Origin of the sequence: Flavobacterium sasangense DSM 21067, from assembly GCF_000686885.1 — a bacterium.
Taxonomy (GTDB): Bacteria; Bacteroidota; Bacteroidia; order Flavobacteriales; family Flavobacteriaceae; genus Flavobacterium; species Flavobacterium sasangense.
Map to the genome: position 1 here is coordinate 50,148 of NZ_JMLU01000022.1, position 12,534 is coordinate 62,681.

Consider the following 12,534-nt stretch of genomic DNA (forward strand, 5'->3'; position numbering starts at 1 on the left):
TTTTCAGGTTTCAAGTTTGACGTTGATCTTTGAATTTGATCTTGTAATTGAACTTTTATTTAATTTCTACTAAAACTGGACAATGGTCAGAATGTTTGGCTTCTGGCAGAATTAAGGCTCTTTGAATTTTATCTTTCAAAGGTTCGGCTGCCAAACAATAATCAATTCTCCAACCTTTGTTATTATTTCGAGCATTAGCTCTATAACTCCACCAACTGTAATTGTGTGGTTCTTTATTTAAATGGCGAAAGGTATCGATAAATCCACTTTTCATGAAACCATCTAACCAAGCACGTTCTTCGGGTAAAAAACCAGAAATTTTTGCATTTCGGATAGGGTCATGAATATCGATAGCTTCGTGACAAATGTTATAATCTCCACAAATTACCAAGTTAGGAACTTCTTTTTTCAACTCATTTACATAGTTTTGAAAGTCGTCCATATACTTGAATTTATGATCTAATCTATCAATATTTGTGCCAGATGGAAGGTACAAACTCATTACCGATAAACCATCAAAATCCAAACGTAAATTTCGTCCTTCAAAATCCATGTGAGGAATTCCTGTTCCATAAACTACCTTTTTTGGTTCAATTTTAGACAAAATCGCTACACCACTATACCCTTTTTTTTCCGCTGGAAAATAGTATTGATATGGATAACCTGCTGCTTCAATTTCTAATTTTGGAATTTGGTCTTCGGTTGCTTTAATTTCTTGCAAACAAATAACATCTGGATTCGCTTGTTGCAACCATTCTAAAAATCCTTTGGTAATGGCGGCTCGAATTCCGTTAACGTTGTATGATATGATTTTCATTTACTTCTCTAGCTTTTGACCAAATATAGGAAAAAGGTTTTTAAAAATAAAGTTTAGAATCTAAGGAATTCATAATTTACTAACTATCAGACTACTAAAAAATCTAACAAAATACCCTTTTTTATTACCTGATGAAAAGTGCTGAAAATTCAGCAAAATTCTTATCTTTGTTTCTTGCTCAATAAACAAAAATAAATGGGTTTAGTTACTGCTAAAGAAGTTGCAAAAGCGATAAATGCTGACAAATATGGGGTTTTCGGGACTTTCTCGGGCTGGTTGCTTATGAAAGTGCTTAAGATTTCTACGCTGAACAAAATTTATGATAGAAACAAACATTTGAGTGAATTGGAATTCTTAAATGCTATTTTAGATGAATTCCAAATCAAATTTGAAATCCCAGAAGAAGATTTAAAACGTTTACCAAAAGACGGCGCTTATATTACCATTTCTAATCATCCACTTGGCGGAATTGACGGTATTTTGTTGTTGAAATTAATGCTTGAAAGAGAACCAAATTTCAAAATTATCGCCAACTTTTTATTACACCGCATTGAACCGATGAAGCCGTATATCATGCCGGTAAATCCGTTTGAAAATCATAAAGATGCAAAATCAAGCGTTGTTGGAATTAAGGAAACATTACGTCATTTAAGCGATGGAAAACCTTTGGGAATGTTCCCTGCAGGAGAAGTTTCTACTTACAAAGATGGTAAGTTAGTAGTAGACAAACCTTGGGAAGAAGGCGCTATCAAAGTGATTCGTAAAGCACAAGTTCCTGTGGTTCCCATTTATTTTCATGCTAAGAATAGTAAATTATTTTACTTCTTATCTAAAATTGATGATACACTTAGAACCGCTAAATTACCAAGTGAATTACTTACTCAAAAAGATAGAGTAATTAAAGTTCGTATTGGAAAACCTATTTCGGTAGCAGAACAAAATGAATACCAAGATATTGAAAGTTATGGAGAATTCTTGAGAAAGAAAACCTATATGCTTTCCAATGCTTTTGAGGATGAAAGTAAAATTAATTTACCAAAATTAAGTATTCCAAAACCTCCTAAACAAATTGCAAAACCAGCTAATCACGATCAAATTTTGGAAGAGATGGCTTGTTTGAAAAAAGGAGATTATCGTTTATTACAAAGTAAAAATTATGAAGTTTACTTCGTAACTGCTGATAAAATTCCAAATATCTTACACGAAATTGGTCGTTTACGCGAAATTACGTTTAGGGAAGTTGGTGAAGGAACCAACGAATCGTTAGATTTGGATCCTTACGACAAATATTATCATCACATGTTTTTGTGGGATGAAGAAGCACAATGTATCGCTGGAGCTTACCGTATGGGATTAGGCTCTCATATTTATCCACAACACGGAATTGATGGTTTTTATTTGCATGAATTGTTCCGTTTTGAACCAGAATTGTATGACATGATGAGTAAATCTATCGAAATGGGTAGAGCCTTCATCATTAAAGAATACCAACAAAAACCAATGCCATTGTTCTTGTTATGGAAAGGAATTGTACACACAACTTTACATTATCCTGAACATAAATATTTAATTGGTGGCGTAAGTATTAGTAATCAGTTTTCTGAATTTTCAAAATCGTTGATGATTGAGTTTATGAAGTCGCACTATTACGATCCATACATTGCGCAATATGTGCATCCGAAGAAAGAATTTAAGGTAAAACTAAAAGATGCTGATAAAGATTTTGTTTTTAACGAAACAGAATCCGACTTAAATAAATTTGATAAAATTATTGATGAATTAGAACCAGGATCTTTACGTTTACCGGTTTTAATTAAAAAATACATCAAACAAAACGCGAGAGTTGTTGCTTTTAACGTGGATCCATTATTTAATAATGCGGTTGACGGATTAATGTACATTCGAATATCAGATATTCCAGAAAGCACCATGAAACCGGTTATGGAAGAATTTCAAGCGGAATTAGAAAGAAAAGAGAAAGGCTAAAAATTACTAACCAACTATAAACTAATTTTATTATGAAGTATTACTTAAGTGTTTTGCAGAATTATGCAAACTTTGAAGGTAGAGCCAGAAGAAAAGAATATTGGATGTTTTTCTTGTTCAATCTAATTTTTAGCTATTCTTTAACTTTCTTAGACTTATTTGTCTTGAAAACAGGATTTATTAATTTATTTTATTCTTTAGCAGTTTTATTACCATCAATTGCTGTAGGCGTAAGAAGAATGCATGATGTTGGCAAAAGTGGATGGTATATTTTAATCCCAATTTATAACTTAATCTTAGCATTGACTGAAGGAGAATTAACGGTGAATGAATATGGTCCAAACCCAAAGAATCCAATAGACGAGATTAACGAAATTGGAACACCTCAAGAATAATAAAATAAAAAAGGCTTACGAATTTGTAAGCCTTTTTTATTTCCAAATACTTTGTTGTACAATGTCATTCCAAGAATTGTCTTGAACAAAAAGAATTAATCTTATAATGTGATATCCTATTAGAAAAGCAGCTAAATAATAAGCTAATTTTCGGTTATAAAACCATTTTCTAAAGTAAGTTTTCTTTGTTTTAAGTTCAACTAAAAAAAGAACGATAATAAAAAAACAAAAACCCACAACTAATGGTCCAAAAAGATGAAAACTCAAACTTTTGAGCAAATTTCCATCATAAAAATAAACAATTGATTTTGTGATTCCGCATGACGGACAAGGAAAACCTGTTGTAGCTTTTAGTGGGCAAAAAGACTGCTCTTTATCTAACGAATGATTGCTGTTTTGAAGCCATAAAACAAAAGGTATTACAAGTGTTAAAACCGCACCTGTAATACCTAAAATTCTATTTAAAATAAATTTTTTAATTGTATAATCTGTTAATATCTCCTTGAACAATCATAGCGGCTGCAAAAGGAAAAAACAAACCTAGAATAATTAATAAAGTAGATTGATCTTTATTCAATTCTCCTGTTCTTTTGTATACATTTGGCAAACCATCTTTACCTAAAACGTAATAAAAATATAAATTTACAGGCAAACAACATCCAGAGAAAACAGCTACTGGCGTAGAAATCACTTCTCTGTTTGACACTGCGTTTATAACTTCTGCTACTTTTATATTCCAGTAGATTAAATACAATCCACAAGTTATAAAACTTAATAATAACACCATAATTGGGTCAATTTTGAATACCGGAATATTGTTGTTTGGCTGATTCCAAGTCTCTTGTTGGTTAGTTACTTCCATTTGTTTTTAGTTTTAGTTAGTTTTTACGAATATATAAAAATATTACATATAAGTCTAACTTGTCAAATTTTGTTACAAACTAATTTGCGTAAATAGCTTTTATTTTATCTACAATCGTTTGCGCTAATTTTTGATGACTTTCAAAAGTCCATCCTGCAATATGTGGTGTTAGCAATACATTTTCAGCTTGTAATAAATATTCGAAAGCGGCTGGTTTTTCACCTTCAAATAAAGTTTCGAAAGATAGTTTTTCGTATTCCAAAACATCTAAACCTGCACCTAAAATTTTACCTGATTTCAATGCTTCAACTAAATCAGCTGTTACCACCGAATTTCCTCTTGCGGTATTAATCAACCAAAATGATTTTTTAAATTGATTAATAAAATCAGCATTAATCATTTTATCAGTTTCAGGTGTCCAAGGTGTGTGCAAACTCAAAACATCAGCTCTTTCTTGAAGTTCAGATAATGAAACTTGATTAGCATTACTATCTCCCATATTCGGCAAGATATCATGACACAAAACGGTTACATCAAATCCGCGAAGTTTCTTTGCGAAAGATTTTCCCATATTTCCATATCCAATAATTCCGATTGTTTTGCCTTCTAATTCATGACCGCGATTGGCTTCTCGTTTCCATTGACCCGATTTTACTTCGTTATTGGCTTTGTTCAAGTTATTAAAAAGTGATAATAACATTCCGATAGCATGTTCACCAACGGCATTGGCATTTCCTTCTGGAGCCGCTATTAAATGAATTTCTTTCGCTGTAGCGTAATCACAATCGATACTTTCTAAACCAGCACCAACTCGAGCTATGAATTGTAAATTAATAGCTTTATCTAAAAAGGTTTTGTCAATTTTAAAGCGACTTCTAATGACAATTCCGTGATAGTTTTCAATTTTAGCTTCTACTTCTTGTTTAGATGACGTAAAATCTGCTTCGTTTTGAAAACCGGCTTGCTCTAATTGTTCCCAAAGCAAGGGATGATTACTATCTATGTGAAGTATTTTAATTTGGGATAAATTCATGATTTTCTATTGAAATATAAAAGTACAAAATTGATTCAAAAAAAATGAGGCCAATTTGACCTCATTTTTTTTAATTTAACCATAATTCAGGGTTCAAATAGGTTGTGTTTTGTAAAACTGCAAACTTCATGGTTGTACTTCCAGAGCTATCGGTATGTATAGTTCCTAATTTTTGTTTAATGTTTACTTTTTGTCCTTTTACTACATTAACAGATGATAAATTCATATAAATAGTAATAAAATCTCCATGTCTAACATAAACTGCTTTCCAATTTCTATTGTTTTCATTTACCTGAATTTGGAAAACTTCTCCTGCAAAAACAGCTCTTGCAGAGGCTCCTTTTTCAGTAGAAATTTCTATACTACTATTATGAACAACTAAATTTTTATGTATTGGATGTGGTTGATCACCATATTTTTGAAAAATATTTCCTTTTTCTACTGGCCATGGCAACTTTCCTTTATTCGCTTTAAAATTATTAGATTCTATTTTCCCTTCTGGGGTTAACATGAATTTCGTAGCATCAGCAGTTCCTGCCTTTGGAGCTGGAGTTCCTGATTTTTCGGAATTTCTTTTATTAGCGGCAGCAATCTCAGCAGCAATAATTTGTTTAATTTTCTTTTCTAATTGCTTAGCTTCTTTCTGTTTTTTATCAATCTCAGCTGCTAATTTCTTTTTATCTTTTTGTATCGATTTAACTAAGCGTTCTTGTTCTTGTTTTTCTTTTTCTAACTCTTGCTTTTCTTTTTCAGTTTGTGCTAAAACAACTTCTTTTTCCTTTTTGCTTTCAGACAAACGTTTTTCGGCTTGTAATAATTTTGTTTGCTTGTCTTTAATCTCTTCCCCTTGCATTTTTCTGAATCCTGCATATTGTTTCATGTATTGGATTCGTTTGTAAGCTTGGAGGAAATTCTCAGAAGAAAGAATAAACATAATTCTACTTTGCTCGTTTCTACTTTTATATGATTTTACAATCATTTTTTCGTAATCTTCCTTTAGAACTTTTAATTCTCTATTTAACTTGTTCATTTCTAATTGCGTCAAATAGATTTCATCGCTTAGAATACGCGTTTGCTTTGCGGTAGTATTCAATAATTTTTGTCTTAATTGAATCAACTGTTTTTGCTGATTAATTTGGGTTAAAACCGATTTTTCTTTCTTCTTCTCGGTTTCTAAACGCGATTTATTTTCTGAAATTTCTTTCAGAATTTGTGCTTTGCGCTCTTCTAGTTTTTGCTGTTCCGAAGGTTGAGCAAAACATAGGCTTGTAATGAAAAAGAAAAATACGATTTTAAGAAATTGATTCATGCAACAAGGATTTTTACAAAGGTAGTTTTTTTACTTAAATAAAAAATTAATTGATTTCAACTGCGGTGTAACCACTAGGCACTGAATAAGGATAACTCAAATCTTCATTAAATGTTGTGTGCTTGTATTCAATATCAATAGTTACTTTGCTTTTTTGTTCTGCTTTAATATTGATTTCGTTTGGTAAAAACATCTCTTTTTCTTCTTTGTACGAAGGATAACGAATTTCTAAATTTCGATTTTGACTTACTTGTTTTATTGTTTCTTTTTTTAATAAATAATTAGCCCCTTCAAAATAAAACTCTTGAGAAACATCAACATCTGTTGGCGAAGACAATTTGAACATTTTATCCACCACTTCAGAAATCCATCTATCTTTTGTTAAATCGTCAATTGCTTTTCCAAGAAATAAATTCTGCACTTTGTTGAAATCTAAATCAGTTCCTAACCAATTACTTAACATACTGAAATCACCTTCAAAATACGTATTATTTATTTTTTCATAATAACTAACTTTGGTTGGAGTAATCATTGCTTTTGCCATTGGAATTCCAAGAAACTTAATGTTAATCCAAATAATTTCGTCTTTTTTGATGCGGATATCAGCATTCATTGAGTGTGATTGCTTTTCATCCTCATATTTAGCATTTGCCCTTATATTCAAGGTTTTAAAATCATGTTGATTTTTGTAATGACCATTGATTACTTTTGAAACTTCGGTGTTTTCATTTGCTGCAGCTGTTGCAACGGTTTGTTTTGGCTTACATCCAATTAAAAAAACGATTAAAAAGGCTGATATAATTGACTTCATTTATTTTTGTAATTGCTTTAATTTGTTGGTATACGTTTCTTTTTTTGCATTATCATTCAAATTCTCGCAACTGATAATTAATTGTTTGTAAAAATTAACATTGAAACGATTGTTGTAAATTCCAGATTCTGACGGATTAAATTCAACAACAAAATCCAAGCCATTTTCTAAAATATTCTTTGCTTTTTTATATTCTTTAAGTTGATTGTATCCTAAACCGGCATAAAAATAAAACCCAACTTGGGTAGGGAATGACTCCAAATATTCTTCTGCTTTCTTAGTTACTGATTGAAAATCTTGCTTCTGAATTAAAACTTCTAAATTCAATTCCATAGCTTCTAAGTCATTGGGATTTCTTTTGATTCCTTTCTCAAAATATTTCGTCGCATTTTCTAAATCATTCTTTTTCCAGAAAAATTTGGCTACTTCTTTTGCTACATTAATTTCTTTGTCGTTATCAAAATAAGGAATTGCTTTATCTACATCTTTTAAATAAGTTGGATTTTTAACAGCAAAAATTAAGAACTCATTAAAAACACGATGTTTGATTTTTAAATCCATTCTATCGTTGTCCAAAACTTTGAACATCGATTTAGAAGCATTTTCACCATCGTTATTATTCAAATGGAATTTTACCAAACTTACATGTGCCCATTCAGAATTTGGAATTTCTTTTTCCAATTGTTTTGCCACTTCAAAAGCCTTATCTTCTTGATTAAAGTTTATATACAAAACAATCAAATCGATATAATTTTGTTCTACTTTTGGACTCTTTTTAATCGCTTCTTCTAATTGTTCTTTCTGTGGTTTTGAATAAGCGTTTGATTCTTGAATCTTCAATTTATAGAATTCCATAGTGCTGGTCAACTTGGATTTCGATTCCATGTCTTTCAACAATTCCAAGGCTTTCGCGTGTTGGTTTGTGTTCATGTAAAGCGAAACCAAATCTTCTCTCATATTGGCATCAAACTCTACTAATTTTTCAACAATGGGAATTGATTTTTGATAATCTTTCGTTTGATAATACACATCGTACAATCCGTTCCAATACCATCGTTGTTTGTTGTCTAACTCGACGGCTTTTTTGAAGGCATTTTCCGCATCGACATAATTTTTAAGGCTCAAGTAATTTTTACCCAATTCATATTGAAAAGCTGCATTTTTAGGTTCTTTCTCAATACATTTTTGAATCGCCACAATGGCTTTATCGTAATTTTCGATGCCACGTTGTTTCACAGCTTCGTAAAAATTATTTTCTAATTGGTCATCCACCAAAGCAATTGTATCGGGATTTTCTTGCGCGAACAAGTGATTCCCAAAACTAAAAAGCAGGAACGCCAAAAAAGCTATGTGTTTATTCTTTATCATCTATTCTAAAACCGAATAATCTCCGATACTAATGCTTGTAAAATTGCCATCAAAATTCACGTGATTTCCTATCATCGCGTTATCTAAATTCGCATTTTTGATATGTGCGTGAGTTTGAATCAAACTATTTTTTATTGTTGAATCAATTACGTGACATCCTTTTCCTAAAGAAACATTTGGACCAACCGTAGCATTAATCAACACTACATCTCCCCCGATATAACATGGTGGAATAATAGTTGAATTCTCTAATTTCACATCATAATCAACCAAATGTTCGCCATCGTTATGTAAAAAACCTAGCATTCTCGTGTTGGTTTCAACAGTAACGTCTTTATTTCCGCAATCCATCCATTCGTCTACTTGTCCTGGTACAAATTTCATGCCTTTTGCCATCATTTGTTTGATACCGTCGTTAATTTGATATTCGCCACCATGAATAATGTTGTTATCTAAAACCGATTGCAATTCGTTTTTCAACACCGCAATATCTTTGAAATAGTAAATCCCAATAACTGCTAAATCCGACACGAATTCTTTTGGTTTCTCTACTAATTCGATGATTTCGCCATTATCATTTAAGTTTACCACACCAAAAGCTTCTGGTTGATCCACTTGTTTTACCCAAATTACGCTATCCGCAGTAGTGTCCAAATCAAAATCGGCACGAATTAACGTATCCGCATAAGCAATAACTGCTGGACCTTCCAATGAATCTTTCGCACACATTATCGCATGACCAGTTCCTAATGCTTCGTTTTGATAATAAATCGTTCCTCTTGCGCCTAACTTTTGAGCAATCGCAATTAAATCTTCTTCTACTTTTTTACCAAAACTTTCATGAATAATAAAAGCTACTTCGTCTATTTTCTGATTTAAAACACCAGCAATATCTTCCACTAAACGGTGAACGATTGGTTTTCCAGCTACTGGAATTAATGGTTTTGGAACTGTTAAAGTATGTGGACGAAGGCGTGAACCACGACCTGCCATAGGTACGATTATTTTCATGTTATGTTTTTATTTTAAACGCAAAGTTCGCAAGGGTTTTTCGCAAAGTTCGCTATGATTATATTTTTGATGTTTTTCTGAACAAATTATTCTGAAGACTTTACTTCACTCCCGTACTTCCAAAACCGCCTTCTCCTCTTGAAGTTTCTGATAATTCGGTTACTTCAATCCATTCGGCGCGTTCGTGTTTGGCAATGATTAATTGGGCGATTCTTTCTCCGTTTTCGATTACGAAATCTTCATTGGATAAATTTACTAAAATCACGCCAATTTCTCCACGATAATCAGCATCAACTGTTCCTGGTGAATTTAAAACGGTGATTCCTTTTTTGGCTGCTAAACCACTTCTTGGACGTACTTGTGCTTCGTAACCGATCGGTAATTCAATGAAAAGTCCGGTTTTTACGATGGTTCTTTCTAGTGATTTTAAAGTGATTGGTTCTGAAATATTGGCGCGTAAATCCATTCCAGCCGAAGCGATGGTTTCGTAGTTTGGTAACTCGTGATTGGATTTATTGATAATTTTGATTTGCATATTATTTTCTTCTGATAATCGTTAAAATGGTTTCTTTTTCGTTTCGGTACACAAAGTACGCAAAAAACAAGATAGCTGCAATTCCGAATACGTAAGTTTCACGTAAAATTGGCACATAAAATGAAATTCCTGAAAGCACTATTGCCAATCCCAAATAGGTGAAAATCGATTTCTTGTCATAAGGAATTGGATATTTCTTTTGCCCCATGTAATACGAAATAAACATCATGGTTCCGTAAGCCAAAATAGTAGCAATTGCTGAACCCATGTAACTTATCATTGGAATTAAAATCAAGTTTAAAACTAAAGTTACAATTGCTCCAACAATAGAAATGTAAGCACCGATTCGGGTTTTGTCGATTAGTTTGTACCAAACGGATAAATTCGTATAAATACCTAAAAAGAAATTGGCTAGAACAATTAGTGGCACGACATCCATCGCGTCCCAATAAATGTCTTTTGGAACTAAAATCAATTTCAAAATATCGGCAAAAACGATAACGCCTAAGCAAATAAACGAACCGAAAATGACAAAAAACTTGGTAATCGTAGCATAGGTTTGTGGTGCATTTTCATTTTTAGCGTGACTAAAGAAAAAGGGTTCGATTCCTAATGTATAAGCCGTACGGAACAACACCATAAACATTCCGATTTTATAACAAGCAGAATAAGCTCCAATATCCGCCATGTCGACATTCATCCAATCTAATAAAATTTTATCGAAATGTTCGTTGATGGCAAAGGCAATTCCAGCGACTAAAATGGGCAATCCGTACTGCATCATTTTCTTCCACAAATCTGCATCGAATTGCCATTTGATTTTGAAATAATCAGGTAAAACGAAAAGTAAAGTAGCTAAACTTGCAATTAAATTCGCAACGAAAATATAGCCAATTTGAAAATCATCGTGATAAATCGTTTGAATGAACGGATTCGAAGATTCGTTTGCAAAATCAGGCAACAGAATCAAAAAGAAAACATTAAGTAATAAATTAATTAATACGTTTGAAATCTTAATCACCGCATATTTTATGGGACGACCTTCAGCTCTAATTTTGGAAAACGGAATAATCGCCAACGCATCTAAAGCTAAAATCCAAATGGTAAAAACAATGTATTCCACATTGACTTCTGACCAAAGTGCTAAATCTTTTCGAAACAAAAGAAATAATGCTAAAAATCCAATTGTTGACCAAAAAAGCGAAATAGTAGATGTAGAAATTACTTTACTCTTATCATTTTCAGAATTATAAAATCGGAAAAAAGCCGTTTCCATTCCATAAGATAAAATCACATTGAAGAAAACTAAATAGGAAAAAATAACGGAAACTTCTCCCATTTTTTCTTTATCCGTAAGGTAATAAACGAAAATGGGATTTAGAATAAAACTGATAATTCTAGGCAAAACCGTTGCTATGCCGTAGATTGCCGTTTGTTTAAAAAGACTTTTATAGAGGCTCAAATTTTATTTATTTATAGACAACAAATATAATTAAAACTTTGGTCTAGCAGAAGGATATTCTAAAGCTGGTTTTTCAGTTACATTGGTAATTTTTTGCTGGTATTCTTTGCCGTTTTTTGAGAATACTAGAATAGCCTCATTATCTTTAAGTTCTATATTGTTTTTTGGACTAGAGGATGTGCTTTTTTTATCTCCCTCAAATCTTTCCTGATTGACTCCTGTAATTATTGCAGCGTTATAAGACAACGCATCTTGCTGGGTAAATGGCACTTCAAAACCTTTAAAAATAACGCGTTTTAACTCTACTCCTTTTGGCAATTCAGATTTTAATTTTAAATTAAAATTAATTCCTCCACCGCCTCCACGAACACCACCAATCCAGCCTTGATAAGTAGCAGATTCAATATTATCTTGCGCAATTATATGTGTGGAGCTACAAGAGATTATAACTAAACTCAATAAAATTGTTACTAAATATTTCATGATGCCTCGATTTTTAAATTCACACTAAATTAAAGCAAAAAAAGAACCAAAACGAAGTTAATTACAAATTAATTTAAATATTTTCGCCTTTGGTAATTTTCTTACGGCATTTAACATGAAAACAATAGTTTTATTAACCCGTTGGGTGAAATTAAATTAATTGATTTTTGATTTTATTTATTGGTCTATCAAAGATAAATTTATTGATATATTGAACTAGAGTTAATGCTGTTATTTTGGCTAGAATTCGAGTTTTAAATCCCTCAAAAGTTTTAGCATAATTTCTTCTAATTAAAAATTGGTCACACAGTTGCGAGAATAAAGTTTCAATTCTTTTTCTTGCTTTTCTGAAAACATACGGCTGTGGTTTATAATTCACTTGATTCATTCTTTTTGGCGTTTCCAATTTAATATTTGCTGATTGGAATAAATCGAGTTGTATACTATCAGACAGATATCCTC

14 protein-coding genes are annotated in these 12,534 nt (G+C 32.0%); 2 read left to right on the forward strand and 12 right to left on the reverse strand.

Translation table 11 applies throughout. The annotated features are described in order from the left end of the window. Window positions 1-55: 55 nt before the first annotated feature. The gene (locus BP92_RS0110125) at window positions 56-817 is read right to left on the reverse strand and encodes an exodeoxyribonuclease III (protein ID WP_026725967.1); all 762 of its coding nucleotides are present in this window, start codon (window positions 815-817) and stop codon (window positions 56-58) included. 195 nt (window positions 818-1,012) lie between these two features. On the opposite strand from BP92_RS0110125, the gene BP92_RS0110130 reads away from it, so the two are divergent. Together BP92_RS0110130 and BP92_RS16100 are read left to right on the forward strand one after the other, a co-directional pair. Further along, window positions 1,013-2,803 (forward strand): GNAT family N-acyltransferase, encoded by a 1,791-nt coding sequence (locus BP92_RS0110130; protein ID WP_026725968.1) that lies wholly within the window; start codon window positions 1,013-1,015, stop codon window positions 2,801-2,803. Window positions 2,804-2,835: 32 nt separating this feature from the next. Next, complete coding sequence (locus BP92_RS16100) at window positions 2,836-3,198, forward strand: DUF805 domain-containing protein (protein WP_035693272.1); 363 nt, start codon at window positions 2,836-2,838, stop codon at window positions 3,196-3,198. 36 nt (window positions 3,199-3,234) lie between these two features. Here the strand turns inward: BP92_RS16100 and BP92_RS0110140 are convergent, their stop codons facing one another. The 11 genes from BP92_RS0110140 to BP92_RS0110190 all read right to left on the reverse strand — a co-directional run. Next, entirely contained in the window at window positions 3,235-3,708 is a 474-nt protein-coding gene (locus BP92_RS0110140; RefSeq protein WP_245598375.1) for a DUF2752 domain-containing protein, read from the reverse strand. Continuing rightward, a complete protein-coding gene (locus tag BP92_RS0110145) occupies window positions 3,674-4,060 on the reverse strand; it encodes a DUF4234 domain-containing protein (protein WP_026725970.1) in 387 nt (128 codons plus the stop codon). The genes BP92_RS0110140 and BP92_RS0110145 overlap by 35 nt, the downstream gene beginning before the upstream one ends. A gap of 79 nt (window positions 4,061-4,139) precedes the next feature. Continuing rightward, a complete protein-coding gene (locus tag BP92_RS0110150) occupies window positions 4,140-5,093 on the reverse strand; it encodes a 2-hydroxyacid dehydrogenase (RefSeq protein WP_026725971.1) in 954 nt (317 codons plus the stop codon). Window positions 5,094-5,163: 70 nt separating this feature from the next. Beyond that, window positions 5,164-6,402 (reverse strand): murein hydrolase activator EnvC family protein, encoded by a 1,239-nt coding sequence (locus BP92_RS0110155; RefSeq protein ID WP_026725972.1) that lies wholly within the window; start codon window positions 6,400-6,402, stop codon window positions 5,164-5,166. Window positions 6,403-6,448: 46 nt separating this feature from the next. Further along, window positions 6,449-7,213, reverse strand: coding sequence for a DUF4292 domain-containing protein (locus BP92_RS0110160; RefSeq protein ID WP_026725973.1), 765 nt, complete (start codon window positions 7,211-7,213; stop codon window positions 6,449-6,451). Beyond that, the gene (locus tag BP92_RS0110165; RefSeq protein WP_084329717.1) at window positions 7,214-8,581 is read right to left on the reverse strand and encodes a tetratricopeptide repeat protein; all 1,368 of its coding nucleotides are present in this window, start codon (window positions 8,579-8,581) and stop codon (window positions 7,214-7,216) included. Beyond that, window positions 8,582-9,592 (reverse strand): sugar phosphate nucleotidyltransferase, encoded by a 1,011-nt coding sequence (locus BP92_RS0110170; RefSeq protein WP_026725975.1) that lies wholly within the window; start codon window positions 9,590-9,592, stop codon window positions 8,582-8,584. Window positions 9,593-9,692: 100 nt separating this feature from the next. Continuing rightward, window positions 9,693-10,127 (reverse strand): dUTP diphosphatase, encoded by a 435-nt coding sequence (dut, locus tag BP92_RS0110175; protein WP_026725976.1) that lies wholly within the window; start codon window positions 10,125-10,127, stop codon window positions 9,693-9,695. Between the two features lies 1 nt (window position 10,128). Beyond that, the gene (locus tag BP92_RS0110180; RefSeq protein ID WP_026725977.1) at window positions 10,129-11,589 is read right to left on the reverse strand and encodes a lipopolysaccharide biosynthesis protein; all 1,461 of its coding nucleotides are present in this window, start codon (window positions 11,587-11,589) and stop codon (window positions 10,129-10,131) included. Window positions 11,590-11,619: 30 nt separating this feature from the next. Next, on the reverse strand, window positions 11,620-12,072 hold the full coding sequence (locus BP92_RS0110185) for a hypothetical protein (protein ID WP_026725978.1): 453 nt from the start codon (window positions 12,070-12,072) through the stop codon (window positions 11,620-11,622). Window positions 12,073-12,223: 151 nt separating this feature from the next. After that, a partial coding sequence (locus BP92_RS0110190; RefSeq protein WP_026725979.1) for a transposase occupies window positions 12,224-12,534 on the reverse strand: 311 nt, incomplete at its 5' end.

Bases quoted from the DNA above. Each gene is read 5' to 3' on its own strand.
- BP92_RS0110155 (WP_026725972.1), bottom strand. From the start codon at position 6,402: ATGAATCAATTTCTTAAAATCGTATTTTTCTTTTTCATTACAAGCCTA.
- BP92_RS0110160 (WP_026725973.1), bottom strand. From the start codon at position 7,213: ATGAAGTCAATTATATCAGCCTTTTTAATCGTTTTTTTAATTGGATGT.
- BP92_RS0110185 (WP_026725978.1), bottom strand. From the start codon at position 12,072: ATGAAATATTTAGTAACAATTTTATTGAGTTTAGTTATAATCTCTTGT.
- BP92_RS0110145 (WP_026725970.1), bottom strand. From the start codon at position 4,060: ATGGAAGTAACTAACCAACAAGAGACTTGGAATCAGCCAAACAACAAT.
- BP92_RS0110130 (WP_026725968.1), top strand. From the start codon at position 1,013: ATGGGTTTAGTTACTGCTAAAGAAGTTGCAAAAGCGATAAATGCTGAC.
- BP92_RS16100 (WP_035693272.1), top strand. From the start codon at position 2,836: ATGAAGTATTACTTAAGTGTTTTGCAGAATTATGCAAACTTTGAAGGT.
- BP92_RS0110170 (WP_026725975.1), bottom strand. From the start codon at position 9,592: ATGAAAATAATCGTACCTATGGCAGGTCGTGGTTCACGCCTTCGTCCA.
- BP92_RS0110150 (WP_026725971.1), bottom strand. From the start codon at position 5,093: ATGAATTTATCCCAAATTAAAATACTTCACATAGATAGTAATCATCCC.
- BP92_RS0110165 (WP_084329717.1), bottom strand. From the start codon at position 8,581: ATGATAAAGAATAAACACATAGCTTTTTTGGCGTTCCTGCTTTTTAGT.
- dut (WP_026725976.1), bottom strand. From the start codon at position 10,127: ATGCAAATCAAAATTATCAATAAATCCAATCACGAGTTACCAAACTAC.
- BP92_RS0110125 (WP_026725967.1), bottom strand. From the start codon at position 817: ATGAAAATCATATCATACAACGTTAACGGAATTCGAGCCGCCATTACC.